This window comes from Actinomadura napierensis (genome assembly GCF_039529375.1).
GTDB lineage: Bacteria > Actinomycetota > Actinomycetes > Streptosporangiales > Streptosporangiaceae > Spirillospora > Spirillospora napierensis.
In genome coordinates, this window is the sequence record NZ_BAAAMR010000061.1 from 17,517 (window position 1) to 37,091 (window position 19,575).

The 19,575-nt window shown below is 72.1% G+C and carries 19 protein-coding genes and 1 tRNA gene; 5 read left to right on the forward strand and 15 right to left on the reverse strand.

The window, feature by feature from the left end; genetic code table 11:
* Positions 1–3: 3 nt before the first annotated feature.
* On the forward strand, positions 4–603 hold the full coding sequence (rfbC, locus tag ABD296_RS29530) for a dTDP-4-dehydrorhamnose 3,5-epimerase (RefSeq protein WP_344274268.1): 600 nt from the start codon (positions 4–6) through the stop codon (positions 601–603).
* Here rfbC and rfbD read toward each other — a convergent pair.
* The 12 genes from rfbD to ABD296_RS29590 all read right to left on the reverse strand — a co-directional run bounded on the left by rfbD (position 576) and on the right by ABD296_RS29590 (position 13,143).
* Positions 576–1,451 carry a dTDP-4-dehydrorhamnose reductase gene (rfbD, locus tag ABD296_RS29535; protein ID WP_344274271.1) on the reverse strand — a complete coding sequence of 292 codons (876 nt, stop codon included), beginning with the start codon at positions 1,449–1,451 and terminating at the stop codon, positions 576–578. The two genes, rfbC and rfbD, sit on opposite strands and share 28 nt — an antisense overlap.
* Positions 1,452–1,464: 13 nt before the next feature.
* Positions 1,465–2,454, reverse strand: a complete 990-nt coding sequence (gene rfbB, locus ABD296_RS29540; RefSeq protein WP_344274275.1) for a dTDP-glucose 4,6-dehydratase — start codon at positions 2,452–2,454, stop codon at positions 1,465–1,467.
* The gene (locus ABD296_RS29545) at positions 2,451–3,518 is read right to left on the reverse strand and encodes a glucose-1-phosphate thymidylyltransferase (RefSeq protein WP_344274278.1); all 1,068 of its coding nucleotides are present in this window, start codon (positions 3,516–3,518) and stop codon (positions 2,451–2,453) included. The genes rfbB and ABD296_RS29545 overlap by 4 nt, the downstream gene beginning before the upstream one ends.
* Before the next feature lie 64 nt (positions 3,519–3,582).
* Positions 3,583–4,845, reverse strand: a complete 1,263-nt coding sequence (locus ABD296_RS29550) for a sulfate adenylyltransferase subunit 1 (RefSeq protein WP_344274385.1) — start codon at positions 4,843–4,845, stop codon at positions 3,583–3,585.
* Positions 4,846–4,919: 74 nt separating this feature from the next.
* Complete coding sequence (gene cysD, locus ABD296_RS29555) at positions 4,920–5,837, reverse strand: sulfate adenylyltransferase subunit CysD (protein ID WP_344274281.1); 918 nt, start codon at positions 5,835–5,837, stop codon at positions 4,920–4,922.
* A gap of 120 nt (positions 5,838–5,957) precedes the next feature.
* Positions 5,958–6,905 (reverse strand): inositol monophosphatase family protein, encoded by a 948-nt coding sequence (locus ABD296_RS29560; protein WP_344274284.1) that lies wholly within the window; start codon positions 6,903–6,905, stop codon positions 5,958–5,960.
* A gap of 106 nt (positions 6,906–7,011) precedes the next feature.
* The gene (locus ABD296_RS29565; RefSeq protein ID WP_344274287.1) at positions 7,012–8,487 is read right to left on the reverse strand and encodes a sugar transferase; all 1,476 of its coding nucleotides are present in this window, start codon (positions 8,485–8,487) and stop codon (positions 7,012–7,014) included.
* 190 nt (positions 8,488–8,677) lie between these two features.
* Positions 8,678–9,253, reverse strand: a complete 576-nt coding sequence (gene pth / locus ABD296_RS29570; protein WP_344274290.1) for an aminoacyl-tRNA hydrolase — start codon at positions 9,251–9,253, stop codon at positions 8,678–8,680.
* A 75-nt stretch (positions 9,254–9,328) separates the two neighbouring features.
* A complete protein-coding gene (locus ABD296_RS29575) occupies positions 9,329–9,976 on the reverse strand; it encodes a 50S ribosomal protein L25/general stress protein Ctc (protein WP_344274292.1) in 648 nt (215 codons plus the stop codon).
* 301 nt (positions 9,977–10,277) lie between these two features.
* Positions 10,278–11,258 carry a ribose-phosphate diphosphokinase gene (locus ABD296_RS29580; RefSeq protein WP_285912278.1) on the reverse strand — a complete coding sequence of 327 codons (981 nt, stop codon included), beginning with the start codon at positions 11,256–11,258 and terminating at the stop codon, positions 10,278–10,280.
* A gap of 182 nt (positions 11,259–11,440) precedes the next feature.
* Positions 11,441–12,892 (reverse strand): bifunctional UDP-N-acetylglucosamine diphosphorylase/glucosamine-1-phosphate N-acetyltransferase GlmU, encoded by a 1,452-nt coding sequence (glmU, locus tag ABD296_RS29585; protein ID WP_344274298.1) that lies wholly within the window; start codon positions 12,890–12,892, stop codon positions 11,441–11,443.
* Positions 12,893–13,072: 180 nt separating this feature from the next.
* A tRNA-Gln gene (locus ABD296_RS29590) sits at positions 13,073–13,143 on the reverse strand.
* 474 nt (positions 13,144–13,617) lie between these two features.
* Here ABD296_RS29590 and ABD296_RS29595 point away from each other — a divergent pair.
* Positions 13,618–14,571 carry an acyl-CoA desaturase gene (locus ABD296_RS29595; protein WP_344274301.1) on the forward strand — a complete coding sequence of 318 codons (954 nt, stop codon included), beginning with the start codon at positions 13,618–13,620 and terminating at the stop codon, positions 14,569–14,571.
* 53 nt (positions 14,572–14,624) lie between these two features.
* A complete protein-coding gene (locus ABD296_RS29600) occupies positions 14,625–15,377 on the forward strand; it encodes a TetR/AcrR family transcriptional regulator (protein WP_344274304.1) in 753 nt (250 codons plus the stop codon).
* 270 nt (positions 15,378–15,647) lie between these two features.
* Here the strand turns inward: ABD296_RS29600 and ABD296_RS29605 are convergent, their stop codons facing one another.
* A complete protein-coding gene (locus ABD296_RS29605) occupies positions 15,648–16,442 on the reverse strand; it encodes a trans-aconitate 2-methyltransferase (RefSeq protein ID WP_344274307.1) in 795 nt (264 codons plus the stop codon).
* 112 nt (positions 16,443–16,554) lie between these two features.
* On the opposite strand from ABD296_RS29605, the gene ABD296_RS29610 reads away from it, so the two are divergent.
* Together ABD296_RS29610 and ABD296_RS29615 are read left to right on the forward strand one after the other, a co-directional pair.
* Entirely contained in the window at positions 16,555–16,947 is a 393-nt protein-coding gene (locus ABD296_RS29610) for a PPOX class F420-dependent oxidoreductase (protein WP_344274311.1), read from the forward strand.
* Entirely contained in the window at positions 16,947–17,726 is a 780-nt protein-coding gene (locus ABD296_RS29615; RefSeq protein WP_344274314.1) for a patatin-like phospholipase family protein, read from the forward strand. Before ABD296_RS29610 ends, ABD296_RS29615 begins: the two co-directional genes overlap by 1 nt.
* A gap of 16 nt (positions 17,727–17,742) precedes the next feature.
* Here ABD296_RS29615 and ABD296_RS29620 read toward each other — a convergent pair whose 3' ends face one another.
* A complete protein-coding gene (locus ABD296_RS29620; RefSeq protein ID WP_344274317.1) occupies positions 17,743–18,393 on the reverse strand; it encodes a response regulator transcription factor in 651 nt (216 codons plus the stop codon).
* Positions 18,390–19,571, reverse strand: a complete 1,182-nt coding sequence (locus ABD296_RS29625) for a sensor histidine kinase (RefSeq protein ID WP_344274320.1) — start codon at positions 19,569–19,571, stop codon at positions 18,390–18,392. Before ABD296_RS29625 ends, ABD296_RS29620 begins: the two co-directional genes overlap by 4 nt.
* Positions 19,572–19,575 lie beyond the last annotated feature (4 nt).

Genomic DNA, 19,575 nt, shown 5'->3' on the forward strand with positions numbered 1-19,575 from the left:
CATGTGGATCCACTCGGCATCAAAGGTACTTACTCCTTCGACCCGCGCGTGCACGGTGACCAGCGGGGATCTTTCCATGAGTGGTTCCGTGGCGACGACCTGCGCTCGGCGGCGGGGCACGGGCTGAACCTGGCGCAGGCCAACTGCTCGGTGTCGGCCAAGGGCGTGCTGCGCGGCGTGCACTTCGCCGACGTCCCGCCCGGGCAGGCCAAGTACGTGACCTGCCTGCGCGGCGCGATCCTCGACGTCGTCGTCGACCTTCGCGTCGGCTCCCCCACGTTCGGGCAGTGGGAGGGCGTCCGGCTGGACGATCAGTCACGGCGCTGCCTGTACGTCGCGGAGGGCGTCGGGCACGCGTTCATGGCGCTGACCGACGACGCGACCGTCGTCTACCTGTGCTCGGAGCCCTACGCGCCCGGCCGCGAGCACGGCGTGCACCCGCTCGACCCCGGCCTCGGCATCGAGTGGCCCGCCGACATCGAGCCGGTCCTGTCCGACAAGGACGCGCAGGCGCCGACGCTCGAGGAGACCCGCCGGGCGGGCCTGCTGCCGTCCTACCAGGACTGCCTGGACCACTACGCCAAGCTGGGGCTGCCCGGCTGAGCCTCGGCCCAGCCGGCCCGCAGGGACGGCCAGGCGGCGTGCAGCGCTTCCTGCCAGCCGCGCATGGGCGCCAGGCCCGCCGCCGCCCAGCGGCCGTGGCCGAGGACGCTGAACGCCGGACGCGGCGCGGGCCGCACGAACTTCTCGCTCGTCGTGGCGCGCACCCGGTCCGGGTCGAGGCCGAGCAGCGCGAACACCTCGCGGGCCAGCCCGTACCAGGTCGTCCGGCCCGCGTTCGTGCCGTGGTACGCCCCGGCGGGGGCGTCCGCGCGGGCCAGCGCGATGATCCGGTCGGCGAGGTCGCCGGTCCAGGTCGGCTGCCCAGCCTGGTCGTCCACGACCTCGACGGTGTCGCGCTCCCTCGCCAGCCGCGCCATCGTCCGGACGAAGCTGGGCCCGTTCGCCCCGTACAGCCACGCCGTCCGTACGACGTAGCCGCGCTCGTAGCCGAGCACCGCCGTCTCGCCTGCGAGCTTCGTGCGGCCGTAGGCGTTGACGGGCGCGGTCGGCGCGTCCTCCGGGTAGGGCTCGGTGGCCGTGCCGGGGAACACGTAGTCGGTGGACACCTGGACGAGCTTCGCGCCGATCTCCGCGCAGCCCGCGACGAGCGCCTCGACGGCGGTGCCGTTGACGGCGAGTGCCGCGTCCTCGTGGGTCTCCGCGTCGTCCACGGCCGTCCAGGCGGCGCAGTTCACCACGGTCTCGGGCCGGTGCCGCCGCAGCGCTTCGCGGACCGCTCCGGCGTCGGTGAGGTCGAGTTCGCCGCGTCCGGGGGCGACCACGTCATCGAGGCGTGCGACGACGTCGGTGCCGAGCATCCCGCCCGCTCCCGTGACCAGCCAGGTCACCCTGCGTTTCCGTTCACTCGGCGTCCTCCGCCCGCTTCTTCAGCGGCTCCCACCAGGCGCGGTTCTCCTCGTACCAGCGGACCGTCGCGGCCAGGCCGTCCTCGAAGGACACCTGGGGCGCGTACCCGAGGGCCCGCAGCTTCGCGTCCGACAGCGAGTAGCGGCGGTCGTGGCCCTTGCGGTCCTCGACGCGCTCGACCATGTCCCAGCCGGCGCCGACCGCGTCGAGCAGCCGCCGCGTCAGCTCCAGGTTCGTCAGCTCCGCCGTCCCCGCGATGTGGTAGACCTCGCCGGGCTCGCCGCGCTCGGCCACCACCTGGATGCCGCGGCAGTGGTCGGCGGCGTGGATCCAGTCGCGGACGTTCCCGCCGTCCCCGTACAGCGGCACCGTACGGCCGTCCATCAGGTTCGTGGCGAACAGCGGGATGACCTTCTCCGGGTACTGGTACGGCCCGTAGTTGTTGCCGCAGCGCGTGATGCTGACGGGCAGCCCGTGCGTGCGCGCGTAGGCGCGCGCCATCATGTCACCGCCCGCCTTGGCCGCCGAGTACGGCGAGTTCGGCGCGAGCGGCGCCTCCTCGTCCCACGAGCCCTCGTCGATGCTGCCGTACACCTCGTCGGTGGACACCTGCACGACCCGCGGCGTCCCCGCGTCCAGGCACGCCTGCATCAGCGTCTGGACGCCCAGCACGTTCGTCCGCGCGAACTCCGCGCCGCTGGCGATCGACCGGTCCACGTGCGACTCGGCCGCGAAGTTCAGCACCACGTCGTGCCCCGGCACCAGCTCGGCGAGCAGCCCGCCGTCGCAGATGTCGCCGTGGACGAACGTGAACCGCCCCTCGACGGGCTCCAGGTTCGCCAGGTTCCCGGCATAGGTCAGCTTGTCCAGCACGGTGATCTCGGCGCCGTCCCACGCGGGAAACGTACCGAACGCCAGGTCCCGCACGTACTGCGACCCAATGAACCCGGCCCCACCCGTCACCAGAACGCGGGGGGCGCTCACTTGCTTATCTGCACTTTGCTGTGATCTCCCAGTACGAGCCGGTGCGCCTTCGGCACCCGGGGGGCGGGGGTGACCTCGGCCTCGCGGCCGATCAGGGAGCACTCGATGCGGCCGACACCGTCGATGGACGCGCCGCGCAGCACGATCGAGTACTCGATCTCGCTGTCCAGGACCGCGCAGTCGCGGTCGATGGAGGTGAAGGGCCCGACGTAGGAGTCGCGGACGAGCGAGCCGGCGCCGACGATGACCGGGCCGACGACGCGGGACCCGGCGACGCGCGCGCCCCGCTCCACCACGACCCGGCCGATCAGCTCGCTGGCCTCGTCCACCTCGCCCTCCACATGAGGTTCGACGCCCTCCAGGACGAGCCGGTTGACCTCCAGCATGTCGGTGACGTTGCCGGTGTCCTTCCAGTAGCCGGTGATCACCGTGGACTCGACCCGGTGGCCCTGGTCGATCAGCCACTGGATCGCGTCGGTGATCTCCAGCTCGCCGCGCGCGGACGGCTTCAGCTCCGCGACCGCCTCGTGCACGGCCGGGCTGAACAGGTAGACCCCGACCAGCGCCAGGTCGCTCTTGGGGAACTCCGGCTTCTCCTCCAGCGCGACGACGCGGCCCGCGTCGTCGAGTTCGGCGACGCCGAACGCGCGCGGGTCCGAGACGTGCGTCAGCATGATCTGCGCCTGCGGGCGCTCCGCGCGGAACCGGCCGGCGAGCCCGTCGATGCCGCCGACGATGAAGTTGTCGCCGAGGTACATCACGAAGTCGTCGCCGCCGAGGTACTCGCGGGCGATGAGGACGGCGTGCGCCAGCCCGCGCGGGGCGTCCTGGCGCAGGTACGTCACGTCGAGGCCGAACGCCGAGCCGTCGCCGACGGCGCCGCGGATCTCCGCCTCGGTGTCGCCGACGACGATGCCGACCTCGCGGATCCCGGCGTCCCGGATCGCCTCCAGGCCGTAGAACAGCACCGGCTTGTTGGCGACCGGGACGAGCTGCTTCGCGGAGGTGTGGGTGATGGGGCGGAGCCGGGACCCGGCCCCGCCCGCCAGCACGAGGGCCTTCACGGCTCGAGGATCGGGCTCGGGCCCTGGGGGGCGGGCAGGTGCACGGGGGGCTCCAAAAGGGGTGTTACCGGGCGCCGGTGATCATCCCGGCGCCGACGGTGTTGTTGGTGGCCTCGTCGATCAGGATGAACCCGCCGGTCAGCCGGTTGCGGATGTAGTCGTCGACGAACAGCGGCTGCGTCACCCGCAGCGAGACCCGGCCGATCTCGTTCAGCCCGAGGCCCGGCGCCTGCTCGTCGCGGTGCAGCGTGTTGACGTCCAGCCGGTAGTGCAGCTCCTTCACCAGCGCCTTCGCGGTGCGGGTGGTGTGCTTGATGATCAGCTTGGAGCGGGGCGTGAGGGTGCGGTCGGGGGTCATCCAGCAGACCATCGCGTCCAGGTCCTGCGCCGTCTCCGGCCGGTTGTGCGGCCGCGCGATCATGTCGCCGCGGGAGATGTCGATGTCGTCGGCGAGCCGCAGCGTCACCGACATCGGCGCGTACGCCTCGTCGACCGGACCGTTCGGGCCGTCGATCCGGGTGATCGTCGTGGTCAGCCCGGACGGCAGGTGGACGACCTCGTCGCCCGGCTTCAGCACGCCGCCCGCGACCTGCCCCGCGTAGCCGCGGTAGTCGTGCAACTCGGGGTCGGTGGAGGCGTGCGGGCGGATCACGTACTGCACCGGGAACCGCACGTCGATCAGGTTGCGGTCGGAGGCAATGTGCACGTGCTCCAGGTGGTGCAGCAGCGACGACCCGTCGTACCACGGCGTGTTCACGCTGCGCTCCACGACGTTGTCGCCGTGCAGTGCCGAGATCGGGATGAACGTCAGGTCGGAGACGTCCAGCTTGGAGGCGAACGCGGTGAACTCGTCCACGATCCGCTCGTAGACGGCCTTGTCGTAGTCGACCAGGTCCATCTTGTTGACCGCCACGACCAGGTGCGGGACCTGCAGCAGCGTGGTCAGGAACGCGTGCCGCCGGGACTGCTCCAGGATGCCCTTGCGGGCGTCCACCAGGATGATCGCGAGGTCGGCGGTGGACGCGCCCGTCACCATGTTCCGGGTGTACTGGATGTGCCCCGGGGTGTCGGCGATGATGAACTTGCGGCGCGGCGTCGCGAAGTAGCGGTACGCCACGTCGATGGTGATGCCCTGCTCCCGCTCGGCGCGCAGGCCGTCGGTCAGCAGCGCCAGGTTCGTGTACTCCTCGCCGCGGTCGACGCTGGTCTTCTCGACCGACTCCAGCTGGTCCTCGAAGATCGACTTGGAGTCGAACAGCAGCCGTCCGATGAGGGTGGACTTGCCGTCGTCGACGCTGCCGGCCGTCGCGAAGCGCAGCAGGTCCATCGTCTTGGCCGGCTCGCCCGTGATGGCCGTGCTCGTGGCGGACGCGCTCGCGGCGGGCTCGTTCGTGCTGGACATTAGAAGTAGCCCTCCTTCTTGCGGTCCTCCATGGCGGCCTCGCTGGTCCGGTCGTCGGCGCGGGTCTGGCCCCGCTCGGTGATCCGGGTCGCGGCGATCTCCGCGATCACCTCTTCGAGCGACTCGGCGTTCGACTTCACCGCGCCCGTGCAGGACGCGTCGCCGACCGTCCGGTACCGGACCGACGCCTCGAACTCCGGCTCGTCGTCGCCGCGGTTGGCGAACCCGGTCTCGGAGTCCAGCAGCAGGCCGTCCCGCTCGAACACGCGGCGGGTGTGCGCGAAGTAGATCGGCGGCAGCTCCAGCTCCTCGCGCCGCACGTAGTCCCAGATGTCCAGCTCGGTCCAGTTCGACAGCGGGAACACCCGGACGTGCTCGCCCTGCGTGATCCGCGTGTTGAACAGGTTCCACAGCTCGGGGCGCTGGTTCTTCGGGTCCCACTGGCCGAACTCGTCGCGGAACGACACGACGCGCTCCTTGGCGCGGGCCTTCTCCTCGTCGCGGCGCGCACCCCCGAACGCCGCGTCGAACCCGTGCTCCTCGATCGCGTCCAGCAGCGGCGTGATCTGCAGCCGGTTCCGCGACGCGCGGCGCCCCTTCTGCTCCACCACACGACCGGAGTCGATCGCGTCCTGCACCGACGCCACGATCAGCCGGACGCCCAGCTCGGCGACCCGCCGGTCGCGGAACTCCATCACCTCGGGGAAGTTGTGCCCGGTGTCGACGTGCATCACCGGGAACGGGATCGGCGCGGGCCAGAACGCCTTCTGGGCCAGGCGCAGCATCACGATGCTGTCCTTGCCTCCCGAGAACAGCAGCACCGGCCGCTCGAACTCGGCCGCCACCTCCCGGAAGATATGGATCGACTCGGCCTCGAGGACGTCTAGCTGGGACAGCAGATAATCGCAACGCTGCATGGTCTGGGGCTCTCTCCACGCTGTTCTGGCAGATGCAAACCGGTGGCACGGGACGGGCGCACGCCTTCCCACCGGATCGAACGTCGGCCCGCCTCTGATCAATCCCGCCGACGGGGCGGTCTAACCGGGCAAGCCGTCGCCCACGTCCCGGATGCCGGTCAGCAGCGTCGATGCCGACACGGGATGGCACACCAGGATATCCGGCAGCCGGGGGTCCTTCCGGTTGTACTCCAGCGGTGCCCCGTCGATCCGCGACGCGTGCGCGCCCGCGGCCAGCGCGACCGCCGCCGGCGCCGCCGAATCCCACTCGTACTGGCCGCCCGCGTGCACGTAGGCGTCCACCTCGCCGAGCAGTACCGCGGAGATCTTCGCCCCCGCCGACCCGATCGGCACCAGCTCCACGTCCAGGTCGAGCTTCTCGGCCAGGCGCTGGACGAACTCCGGCGGACGCGTCCGGCTCACCGCGATCCGCAGCTTGCCCGTGTCCGGCGCCGGCACGTGCAGCGGCACCTCCCGCGGCAGGCCCCGGCGCGCGGCGTCCGACCCGGCGGTCACCGGGTCGGGCTCGCCGGCGTCGTCGCGGACGAGCACCGCACCGCCGGTCGCGCAGGTCCGCAGCGTCAGGCCCTGCGCCGGGAGCGCCACCGCGCCCGCCGACAGCCGCGCCGCGCCCGCCGCGTCCCGCTCCCACAGCGCCACGTGGACGGCCCAGTCGCGGCGGCCCTCCTCGGAGAACTCGCGGGTCCCGTCGAGCGGATCGATGATCCACACGCGGGGCGCCGACAGCCGCTCGGCCTCGCCGGTGTTGCGCGTCGGAGCCCGGTCGTCGTCCTTCGAGCGCTTGCCCGCGACCGACGAGCGGCCCTCCTCGGAGAGCACGGCGTCGCCGGGACACCGCTCCGCCAGCGCCGCCATCAGGTACTCGTGCGACCGCAGGTCGCCGGTGTCCTTCAGGGCGCGCCCGTCGGCGAAGCCCACCTCGTCCCGCACGCCCAGCAGCAGCCGTCCCGCCGCCGCGGCGAGCTCCGCCGCCAGCGCGTGGTCGTCCGCCGCCGCTCTCTCGGTCATCCGTTGATCACATTCCCGACTCGACTGGTCTGCCCGGTCTACTTTCTCATGGATACCGCACGGTGACCGGTGCCAGGGTCGCGGTCCCGGTCGGCGGGAGCCCGCGCTAGTACGCGCCGGAGCCGCGGAACACCGCCGACCACGTCTTCCACATGATCTGCAGGTCCAGGGCGAGCGACCAGTTGTCCACGTACCGCAGGTCGAGCCGGACCGACTCGTCCCACGTCAGGTCCGAACGGCCGCTGACCTGCCAGAGCCCGGTCAGCCCCGGCTTCACCACCAGCCGCCGGTACACGTCGCCGCCGTACTGCGCGACCTCCTCCGGCAGCGGCGGGCGCGGCCCCACGAGCGACATGTCGCCGCGCGCCACGTTGAACAGCTGCGGCAGCTCGTCCAGCGAGTACCGGCGCAGCCACCGCCCGACCCGCGTGATCCGCGGGTCCTCGCGCATCTTGAACAGCACGCCGTCGTTCTCGTTGTGCTGCAGCAGCGCGACCTTGCGGGCCTCCGCGTCCTGCACCATCGTGCGGAACTTCAGCACCGTGAACTCGCGGCCGCCGCGGCCCACCCGGACCTGCTTGAACATCACCGGGCCCGCGCTCGTCACCTTGATCAGGAACGCGACCACCAGCATCAGCGGGCTCAGCAGCAGCAGCCCGGTCAGCGCCGCGGTCCGGTCGAACAGCCCCTTCAGCACCCGGCGGCCGCCGTCCAGCTCCGGATGCTCCACGTGCAGCAGCGGCAGCCCCGACACCGGACGGATCGAGATCCGCGGACCCGTCACGTCCATCAGCGCCGGCGCGACCACCAGCTCCACGTCGTCGCGCTCGATCTGCCACGCCAGCCGCCGCAGCGCCACCCCGTCCATCTCGGGGCAGGCCAGCACCGCGACCGAGTCGGCACCGATCCGCTCCGCGACCGCCGCCGTCTGGGCGAAGTCGCCCAGCACCGGCACGCCCTCGACCTCGCGGACCGCGTCCTCACCGGACGCCAGCGCCGGCGGCAGGCACACCGCCACGATGTCCATCCCGTGGTAGCGCTTCTGCCGCAGCAGCCGGATCAGATCCGCGGCGGACGTGCGGTGCCCCGCCACCACCACCCGCCGCATGCACTCGCCGTTCCAGCGCTTGCGGTGCAGCCACTTGCGCAGCCGGTACCGCGCGACCAGGTTCAGGAACGTGCCGAGCGGCATCGCCATCACCACGTAGCCGCGCGCGACCTCCGTCTTGGTGGCGTACGCCAGGATCGCCAGCGTCGCGGTGAAGATGAACCCCGCCCGGAGGACGCCCTTGAACTCCTCGTACCCCACGCCGATGTAGCGCGGCTGGTACGCCCGGCACGCCGCCAGCATCGGGATCCACAGCACCGGCAGGGCGACCGTCAGCGCCACATAGGGGGCCGTCGGATCGCTCGGCACCCCCGGGAAGCGGAGCACGAACGCGATCACCCCGGCCGCCAGCATGCTGAAGAAGTCCAGCCCGCCGGCGAACCGGCGATACCATCCACTCCAGCTCTGCGCATCCGGGCGACGTTGCTCGTGGCGGATCGGTGACTCGGCCTGAACCTTGTCAACGACGGCCATACGACCTCACCCAACCCATGTAACGCGCGCCCCGAAAAGCTCGATCCACCCCAGAGACGGTTGAAGAGCGCTCAAGGTTCACATAAAACACGAACCTCATGCACGCATGATTTTACGAGCGCCTCACCGTGTCCAGCCCACCACGGGCCGCATCCGGCCGATCCCCCGAAAACCCCCACCCGGCCGCGGATCAACCCGCATGGAAGACGTTCTGCGCCGCCTCCAGGCCCCCGGTCAGCAGCGCCTCCACCGCGTCCGCCGCCCGGTCGACCTCGAACTCCAGCGCCTTCTTCTCCGCCGCGGCGAAGTCCTTCAGCACGAACGCCGCCGGATCCATCCGCCCCGGCGGCCGCCCCACTCCGAACCTGACCCGCAGGTACTCCCGGTCGCCCAGCGACTTCGTCACCGACCGCAGCCCGTTGTGACCGTTGTCACCGCCGCCGCGCTTCAACCGCAGCGCCCCGAACGGGACGTCCAGCTCGTCGTGGACGACGACCAGCCGCTCCACCGGCACCTTGTAGAAGTCCCGCAGCCCCTTCACCGGGCCGCCCGACTCGTTCATGTACGTCCGCGGCTTCGCCAGCACCGCCCGCGCGCCCGCCAGCCGGCCCTCCAGCACGTCCGCCCGCGACCGGTGCGCCTTGAACCGGCTCCCCGCCCGGCCGGCCAGCACGTCCAGCACCATGAACCCGGCGTTGTGCCGGTTGCCGGCGTACGACGGCCCCGGGTTCCCCAGACCGACCACCAGCCAGACGTCCGCGCTCATCCGCTCTCCTCGCAGCCGAAGGCCCCCGCAGGATCACCTGCGGGGGCCGTTCGCCGTTCTCGCCGTTCCGCGTTCCTACTCGGCGGACTCCGCCGCGCCCTCGGCCTCGGCCTCCGCGGCGGCGGTCTCCGCCGCCTCGGCGGCGGCCTCCACCTCGGCCTCGGTCTCGGTCGCGCCCGCGGACGCCGACGCGTCCGTGATCTGGAGGATCAGCGCCTCCTCGTCGAGCGACAGCGTGGTGCCCGACGGCAGCTTCAGGTCCTTCGCCAGCACCTGCGTGCCGACCTCGAGGCCCTCGATCGACAGGTCGACGGCCTCCGGGATGTGCGTGGCCTCGGTCTCCACCGAGACCTGCACGACCTCCTGCTGGATGACGCCGCCGGGGACCACGTCGCCGATCAGGTTCACCGGGAGGTCGACCGTGACCTTCTCGCCCCGCTTGACCAGCAGCAGGTCGACGTGCTCGAGGAACCCCTTGATCGGGTCGCGCTGCACGTCCTTGGGCAGCGCGAGTTCCGAGCCGTTGCCGAGGCCCTCGATGGTCAGCAGCACGTTCGGGGTCTTCAGCGCGAGCATCAGCTCGTGGCCCGGCAGCGCGATGTGCTGCGGGTCGGTGCCGTGGCCGTAGAGGACGGCGGGCACCTTGCCGGCCCGGCGGGTGCGCCGCGCGGCACCCTTACCGAACTCGGTGCGCGGCTCGGCGGCGATGCGTACCTCGGACACGGCGGAAACTCCTTGCTTGTTGCGATCCACGGCCGTCCCGAAGGACGTCCGCTACGGACAGAGCGAATCAGGCGTAGCTCGATGCGTCAGGCGCCTCGAAGATTCTTTGCGTTACCCGGGGAGTACGGACCTGAACGGCGCCGCACTGACGACCCGGGGCATACGCGGATTCAAGAAGTCTAGCCGATCGTTTCCACGCGCAACGCCAACACCCCCAGGGGGGCGCCCTCCGGCGCCCCCCGTCCCCGCCGCCGGCACGCCCCTGACCTGGCGGTCCGGCACCGGCCCGCGAAGGGCCGGCTCAGCTGTGACCGCCGAAGAGGCTGGTGACCGAGCCGTCGCTGAAGACCTCGTTGATCGCGCGGGCGACCAGGGGGGCGATCGACAGCACCGTCAGCTTGTCGAACTGCTTGTCCTCCGGGATCGGCAGCGTGTTGGTCAGCACCACCTCGGAGATCCGCGAGTTCTTCAACCTGTCCACCGCCGGGCCCGACAGCACGCCGTGCGTCGCCGCGACGACCACCTTGTCGGCGCCCTGCTCGAACAGCGCGTCCGCCGCCTTCACGATCGTCCCGCCGGTGTCGATCATGTCGTCCACGACCACGCAGGTGCGGCCCTTGACCTCGCCGACGACGTCGAACACCTTGACCTCGTTGGCCACGTCCGGGTCGCGCTTCTTGTGGATGATCGCCATCGGCACCCCGCCGAGCCGGTCCGACCAGCGCTCGGTCACCCGCACCCGGCCCGCGTCCGGCGCCACCACCGTCACCCGCGAGGTGTCCAGCCGGCTCTCGAAGTGGTGCGCCAGCAGGTCCAGCGCGAACAGATGGTCGACCGGACCGTCGAAGAACCCCTGGATCTGCGCCGTGTGCAGGTCCACCGCGATCAGCCGGTCGGCGCCCGCCGTCTTGAACAGGTCCGCCATCAGCCGCGCCGAGATCGGCTCGCGGCCGCGGTGCTTCTTGTCCTGCCGGGCGTACCCGAAGAACGGCGCCACCACCGTGATCCGCTTGGCGGACGCCCGCTTCAGCGCGTCCACCATGATCAGCTGCTCCATGATCCACTGGTTGATGGGAGCTGTGTGGCTCTGGATCACGAAGGCGTCGGAGCCGCGGACCGACTCCAGGAACCGCACGAACGTCTCACCGTTGGCGAAGTCGTATGCGGACGTCGGCGTCAGGTCGACGTGGAGGTTGTCGGCGACTTCCTTGGCCAGGTCCGGGTGGGCTCGGCCGGTGAAGAGCATCAGCTTCTTCTGACCGCTCGCTTTGATCCCACTCACCTCTGACAACTCCCCCTCAATGGAACTGTGCACTCATGTGGGTTGTCGTCCCCACACACCAGGCATCACAAGGGTCCCTCACGATGCCCGGCCGTCTGTTGTCCGTGGGGGACGCCGCTGTCCTCCACCTCCCCGCCGCACGGCGGGGCAGTCATCAGCGCGCCGGATACCGGCGCGTACCGTCAGGCCGGCTCGTCCCGGCCCTCGGCGGCGCGCCGCGCCGCCTCCGCGGCCTCCGCCGCCGGCGTCCCCGGCCGCTTGCGCTCGACCCAGCCCTCGACGTTGCGCTGGCGCGCCCGCGCGACCGCCATCGCCCCCGGCGGGACGTCCTGGATGATCACCGACCCGGCCGCGGTGTAGGCGCCGTCGCCCACCGTCACCGGCGCGACGATCATGTTGTCGCTGCCGACCTTCACGTGCGAGCCGATCACGCTGCGGCTCTTCCGCACGCCGTCGTAGTTCACGAACACCGAGCTCGCGCCGATGTTGGAGTGCTCGCCGATCTCCGCGTCGCCGACATAGGTCAGGTGCGGCACCTTCGTGCCCTCGCCGATGTCGGCGTTCTTGGTCTCGACGTAGGTTCCGATCTTGCCCTTGCGGGCCAGCCGCGTGCCCGGCCGCAGGTAGGCGAACGGGCCCACCGACGCCTCCGGGCCGATCTCCGCCTCGACGCACACCGCGTTCACCACGGACGCGTCCTCGCCCACCCGCGTGTCGGTCAGCGTGCAGTTCGGCCCCACGCTTGCGCCCGCCTCCAGATGGGTGCGGCCGTGCAGCTGCGTCCCCGGGTGCACGACGGCGTCCGGCTCGGCGGTCACGTCCACGTCGATCCAGGTGGACGCGGGGTCCACGATCGTCACCCCGGCCCGCATGTGGGCCTCCAGGATCCGGTCGTTCAGCTGCCGCCTGGCCTGCGCGAGCTGGACCCGGTCGTTCACGCCCTGCGTCTCCACCCAGTCCGCGACCAGGTGCGCGCCGGCCCGGTGGCCGTCGCCGCGCAGGATCGCCACCACGTCGGTGAGGTACTCCTCGCCGCCCGCGTTGTCGGTGGTCACCCGCTTGAGCGCGTCCTCCAGCAGGGTCCCGTCGAAGGCGTACATGCCGACGTTGATCTCGGTGACGGCCCGCTGCGCCTCGGTCGCGTCCTTGTGCTCGACGATCGCCTCGACGCTGCCGTCCGCCGCGCGGATCATCCGCCCGTACCCGGTCGCGTCGGGCATCTCCGTCGTCAGCACGGTGACCGCGTTGCCCTCGTCCTCGTGCGCGCGGACCAGCGCGGCGAGCGTCTCGCCGCGCAGCAGCGGGTGGTCGCCGTTGGTCACCACGACCGTCCCGTCGAGCGACCCGGTCTGCTCCAGCGCCATCCGGACGGCGTGGCCCGTCCCGCCCTGGACCTCCTGGACGACGGGCTCCACGTCCGGCGCCTGCTCGCCCAGGTAGGCGACGGCCTGCTCGCGCCGGTGCCCGACGACCGCGACGAGCCTGCGCGGCTCCAGTTCGCGGGCGGCGGCCAGCACGTGGCCGAGCATGGCGCGCCCGCACAGCTCGTGTAGGACCTTCAGGGTGCGGGACTTCATCCGTGTGCCCTCGCCCGCGGCGAGAACGATGACGGCGGCCGGGCTCTTGGCACTCACTAGGAGGCTCCTCGGCATCGCGGACGGGATCGACGGCGAGTACGCCCACCTGCGAGATCACGGCACGGCAGGCCGAAGCGCACCCGACACGGGAAGGATACCGCCCGCCGGGCGCGCGTCACCCGGAGGGCCACTTCACCAGGACGGACGCCCCGGAGTGCGGCGATCCGGACTAGAGAGCTCCCGGGGGAGGAATCGAACCTCCGTTGACTGAACCAAAATCAGTTGTCCTGCCCCTAGACGACCCGGGATGGGCGGTTCGGACCCCTCTGCAGGAGAGAGGGCCGACTCGAGCGAGACCAACGATACCGAGTGGACCCGCGCGATCCCCAGGGCTTTCGTCTCGCGCAGGACTCTACTGGGTGGACCGGTCCGGCACGGGCTCGCAGGCCTAGCCCCGCGCCGCAGCAGCGGTGGACCTCGAACCGGCCGGCGACCCCACCGGCACGTCCTGGCCGATTTTCCCGAATCGGTTTAGAACGCCCACTACGGAGCACTCCATCACCGTGTCGTCCGACCACCCGCACGAGAGCGGTCGGAGCGCCCTATCAGGGCCGGGGGCATGGGGTTCCTTCCGCGGCGGGCGACCGGACGTTCGCATGAGAGTTCTGTGGCCCATGAGACAGATTCCCGCCGAATTCACCGGCGGTCCCTGTCCAACTTACGGTTGCGTAGGTTACGTTGGCGTAGGTAAGGCAGCCCCTAGTCGCAGGAAGTGGTGACGCATGACAACGGCTCCGACCATGGCTCCTCCTCAACCCGAACGGCGTCCCGAACTAGCACCCGACCAGCAGGGCAACGCCGAACGCGCGCTCGTCGCGGTGTTCACGGGCGTCCCGTTCCTGGCCCTGTTCGCGGCCGTCCCGCTCGCCTGGGGCAGGTTCCTCGGCTGGACCGACGTCGCGCTGACGGCCGTCTTCTACGTGCTGTCCGCCGGCGGCATCACCGTCGGGTACCACCGGTACTTCACGCACGGGTCGTTCAAGGCGAACCGGGGCCTGAAGATCTTCCTGGCGCTGGCCGGGAGCATGGCGATCCAGGGCCCGGTGATCACCTGGGTGGCCGACCACCGGCGCCACCACAAGCACTCCGACCAGGAGTTCGACCCGCACTCGCCGTGGCGGTTCGGGGACGACTGGAAGGCGCTCGCCAAGGGCCTGGTGTGGGCCCACTACGGCTGGCTGTTCGACGCGAACCGGACGTCCAAGCAGCGGTTCGCCAAGGACCTGCTGAACGACCGCGACATCACCCGGATCCACCTGGCCTTCCCCGGCCTCGTGGCGGTGTCCTTCCTCCTGCCGGCCGCGCTCGGCGGGCTGATCACGATGTCGTGGCTCGGCTTCTTCACGGCGCTGTTCTGGGCGGGGTTCGTGCGGATCACGCTCGTCCACCACGTGACGTGGGCGATCAACTCGATCTGCCACACGTTCGGCAAGGAGCACTTCGAGGTGCGCGACAAGTCCCGCAACGTGTGGTGGCTGGCCATCCCGTCGCTGGGCGAGTCGTGGCACAACCTGCACCACTCGGACCCGACGTGCGCGCGGCACGGCGTGCTGAAGGGGCAGGTCGACGTCAGTGCCCGGATCATCTGGGCGTTCGAGCGGCTGGGCTGGGCGCGGGACGTCCGGTGGCCGAAGGACGACAGGCTCGCCGCGAAGCGCGCGAAGCAGGCGGCGTGACCGTCACAATTGATCCCGTGACAGATCCCGCTCCCAGGCCGCGCAGAAAGCGGATGACCGGTAAGGAACGCCGCGAGCAGCTCCTCGACATCGGCCGCACGCTGTTCGCCGAGCGCGGCCTGGACGGCACCTCGGTGGAGGAGATCGCCTCCGCCGCGGGTGTGTCGAAGCCCGTGGTGTACGAGCACTTCGGCGGCAAGGAGGGCCTGTACGCGGTCGTCGTCGACCGGGAGTTCGAGCGCCTGCTGAGCCTGGTGACGGAGGCGCTGAACTCGGCGATCCACTACCGGAGCAAGCTGGAGAAGGCGGCGCTCGCGCTGCTGGAGTACATCGAGGCGCATCCGGACGGGTTCCGGATCCTCGTGCGCGACTCGCACGGCGGCACGGGGACCGGGAGCTACGCGAGCCTGCTCAGCGAGATCGCCGGCGAGGTGGAGTACATCCTCGCGCAGGAGTTCGACCGGCACGACTACGACGACAAGTTCGCGCCGCTGTACGCGCAGAGCCTGGTCGGCATGGTGGCCCTGACGGGCCAGTGGTGGCTGGACGTGCGCAAGCCGAAGCGCGAGGAGGTCGCCGCGCACGTGGTGAACCTCGCGTGGAACGGCCTCGCCGGGCTGGAGCCGAAGCCGTCGCTGGATCCGCGGCAGCGCCGCAAGGAGCTGGAGCGCGCGGAGAAGCGCGCCGAGAAGGCGGCGGCGAAGGCGGAGAAGGCCGAAGAGAAGGCGGCGGCGAAGGCGCAGCGCCGGAGCCGTCGTGACGCGGAGGCCGAGTTCGTCGATCCGAGTCCGCACCCGTCGGTCTGAACCGCCGTTGGCCGGTCGTGCGCGTGGAGCGCGCGGCCGGTCTCGTGCGTTCCGGGGCTCCTGCGGACGCCGGTGGCCGTCCGGAGTTCGTCCGGGCGGCCACCGGCAGGGGTCGCCGGCGTCGGGTCGCGAAGCCGGGGTTCGGTGCCGGGCCGCGCGCTCCGCGATCCTGTCGTGGTCGCGTCCGCGCGGCCTGGATGCCGCCCGCCGGCCGAGGAGCACACCGCAGGGGAACGATTGGCTTGCCTCGGCCGGCGGGCGGCACCCCGTCTACGGGGCGTGCCGTGTGGCGATCACGAACACTCTCCTGAACGGGAAGACGGTGCCGTAGGGGCGGGCGGGGTAGGCGGCGCGGAGCCGGTCGCGGTAGGCGGTGAGGAACTCGCCGGTCTCGTCCGGCGGGAGGGCCGACAGGACGGGGCGCAGCGCGCTGCCCTTGACCCATTCGAGGACGGGGTCGTCGCCGGTGAGGACCTGCATGTAGGTGGTCTCCCAGGCGTCGACGGCGCATCCGAGGCCGGCGAGGCGGTCGAGATAGCCGGCCGGGTCGAGGACGGGGTCGTCGCGGACGGTGCCGGCCAGGCGGTCGCGCCAGCGCGGGGAGCGGCACAGTTCGCGGAGCTGGACGTGGCTCTGGGCGGCGAAGTTGCCGGGGACCTGGAAGGCGAGGCGGCCGCCGGGGGCGAGGGCGCCGATCCAGCGCGGCAGCAGGTCGAGGTGCTCGGGGACCCACTGCAGGACGGCGTTGGAGACGATGAGGTCGACGGGCCGCCCGGGCTCCCAGGCGGTGACGTCGGCGACCTCGAAGGTGAGCCGTCCGGGGATCTCGCGGGCGCGGGCCTCGGCGATCATCTCGGGGGAAGAGTCGAGGGCCTCCACGACCGCGCCGGGCCAGCGGCCCGCGAGTGTCGCGGTGAGCTCCCCGCTCCCGCACCCGAGGTCGACGACGCGCCGGGGCTCGATCGGCCCGAGGCGGCCGACCAGTTCGGTGAACGGCCTGGCGCGCTCGTCGCCGTAGACCCCGTACTGGGCGGGGTCCCACACGGCCTCGGCTTGTCTCGACATCAAGAGACATGATGCCGCGCGCTTATCTTGATGTCAAGAGTCTTCGTCGCGGCGCGCCGCACCAGTCATCCGACGGATGCCGCCCGGGGCGTCCCGTTCCTAGGGTCGGGGCATGACGTTCAACGAGGTCGAGCAGAGGTATCTGGCGCAGGTCCCGCGCGGGCGGCTGGCGACGGTCGCGCCGGACGGGAGCCCGCAGAACAAGCCGGTCGGGTTCGAGCACAACGCCGAGCACGGCACGATCGACATCCACGGGTTCGGCATGGCGGGCTCGGCGAAGTTCCGCAACGTCGGGCGGAACGCGGCGGTGTCGTTCGTCGTGGACGACGCGATCGGCGAGGGCGCGGAGAACATGCGGTTCCTGGAGATCCGGGGACTGGCCGAGCAGGTCCGGGACGGCGGGCAGGAGGACTGGTTCATCCGCATCCGGCCGCGCCGGCTGCTGGCGTTCAACATCGACCCGGACCGCCCCGGCATGGCCGCGCGCGACGTCGAGGCGGGCTGATGGGCTGGGGCCTGGTGCTGGGCCCGGGAGGCCCGGTCGGCACGGCGTGGATGGCGGGCCTCGCCGCCGGGCTCCGCGAGGCGGGCGTCGACCCGGCCGCCGCGGACCTGATCGTCGGGACGTCGGCGGGCGCGATCGCCGGCGCGATGATCGCCGCGGGCCGCGACCTGGCGGCGGTCGCCGAGCTCCCGCCGCGCGACGGGCCGCGCCCGCACGACCCGTCGGCGATGGAGCGGGTGTTCGGGCTGCTCAACGACCCGGTGCTGCCCCCGGACGAGGCGCGCCGCCGGGTCGGGAGGCTCGCGCTGGAGGCCGCCGCGCTGCCGGCCGAGGTGCACCGCGCGAGCATGGAGTTCCTGGTCGGCACGGACGTGTGGCCGGAGCGGCCGCTGCTGCTCACCGGGGTGGACGTGGCGTCCGGCGAGCCCGTCGTCTGGGACCGGGCGAGCGGCGTCCCGCTGTCGGCGGCGGTCGCGGCGAGCAGCGCGGCGCCCGGTCACGCCCGTCCGGTGGAGGTCGGCGGGCGCCTCTACATGGACGGGGCGTTCGGCGGCGGTTCGTGGCCGTGGCTGGCGAAGGACGCGGGGCCGGTCGTGCTGGTCGAGCCGTTCGCGCACATGTCGGACGGGTCGGGGGGCGACGTCCGGATCGTCCCGGACGAGGCGGCGCTGGAGGCGTTCGGCGGCGACGTCGGCGACGTGACCCGCTGGTCGCAGTGCTACCGCGCGGGCGTCCGGCAGGCCCCCGAGGCGGCGAAGCTGATCGCCGCCGTGGCCTGACGGGGAGGGTGGGCCGTCAGCGCTTGATCAGGCCGCGTTCCATCGCGACGACGACCGCGCGGGTGCGGTCGCTCACGTCGAGCTTGGCGAACACGCGGAGCAGGTGGGTCTTCACCGTGGCCTCCGCGATGACGAGCCGCCGCCCGATGTCGGCGTTGGACAGGCCGTCGGCGACCGCGTTCAGCACCTCGGCCTCGCGGGCGGTGAGGGCGACGGGCGCGGGCTGCCGCATCCGGGCGACGAGCCGCTGCGCAACGCGCGGGGCGAGCACGGTCTCGCCGCGCGCGGCGGCACGCACGGCGTCGGCGAGCTGCTCGCGGGTGGCGTCCTTGAGCAGGTAGCCGATGGCGCCGGCCTCCACGGCGCGCTCGATCTCGGCGTCGGTGTCGTAGGTGGTGAGGATCAGCACGCGGGTGCCGGGGCAGCGGGCGAGGATCTCGGTGGTGGCCGAGACGCCGTCAAGGACGGGCATCCGCAGGTCGACGAGCGCGACGTCGGGGCGGAGCCGTTCGGCGAGCGCGACCGCCTCGCGGCCGTCGCCGGCCTCGCCGGCGATCTCGATCCCGGGCTCGCCGGCCAGCAGCGCGGCGACGCCGGCGCGCATCACGGTGTGGTCGTCCACGAGGATCACGCGGACCGTGCTGTTTTTCGAGGAACCGTCGTTCATGGGGTGCCTTCGCGGGGAAGCAGCGCGAGGACGCGGGTGCCCTCGCCGGGGGCGCTGGTGACGGTGAGCCGGCCGCCGAGCTCGGCGAGGCGGCGGCGCATCCCGTCCAGCCCGAACCCGCCGGACGCGGTGCCGGGCGCGAACCCGCGCCCGTCGTCGGTGATCTCCAGTTCGACGCCGTGCGGGTGCGCGGCGAGGACGACGCCTACGGTGGTGGCGGCGGCGTGCTTGCGGACGTTCGCGAGGGACTCCTGGGTGCAGCGCAGCAGCGCGACGCGGGTCGGCTGGTCGCAGTCGACGTCGGGCAGGTCGGCGCCGACGGTGAGGCCGGTGTCCTCGGCGAACCGGTCGAGGGTGCGGCGCAGGGTGGCGGCGATGGACCCGGACGCGACGCCGCCGCCCGGGGCGGCGCCGACCAGGACGCGGGCCTCGGCGAGGTTCTCGCGGGCGGTGCGCTCGATGGACACCAGCTGGCGGGCGCTCGCCGCCGGGTCGGTGCCGAGGCCCTCGCGGGCGGCCTCGGCGAGCACGACGATGGACGCAAGGCCCTGCGCGAGGGTGTCGTGGATCTCGCGGGCGAGCCGTTCGCGCTCGTCCGCGGCGCCCTGCCGGCGCTGCGCCTCGGCGAGGCGGCGCTCCGCGTCCTCGAGGTCGGCGGCGAGGAGCCGGGCGCGCTCGTCGTGCCGCCCGACGACGCGGGTCATCCACAGCCCGACGAGGATGCTCGCGGCGTAGCCGGTGAGGGCGGCGACGGTGTTGCCGGTGAGGGGCGGGCCGTCCGGGTTCGCGGCGATGCCCGCGACGGTGGCCGCGGCGGCGGCGCCGCTGAGGGCGATCGCGCGCCGCGGGCCGCCGCCATGGATCCAGAAGTGCGGGAGCGAGACGATCAGCAGCGACGCGGCGCCGTCCAGCAGGTAGGAGACGGTGCCGATGCCGATGATCAGCACGGCCAGGAACGTGTACCGGCGGACGGCCGGGTTCCCGGGGAACGTTCCGGTGATCGGGTGGCAGACCGCGAGCACGGCCAGCAGCGCGAGCGCGCCGGACCGGGTGCCCTCGGCGTGGTCCCAGACGGCGATGCCGGGCGGGACGAGGCCGAAGCACACCCACAGGGCGGCGTACCAGCGGCGCAGGGCCTGCGCCTGGAGCCGGTCGTCGTGCTGTGGCCGTTGCTCCATGCCG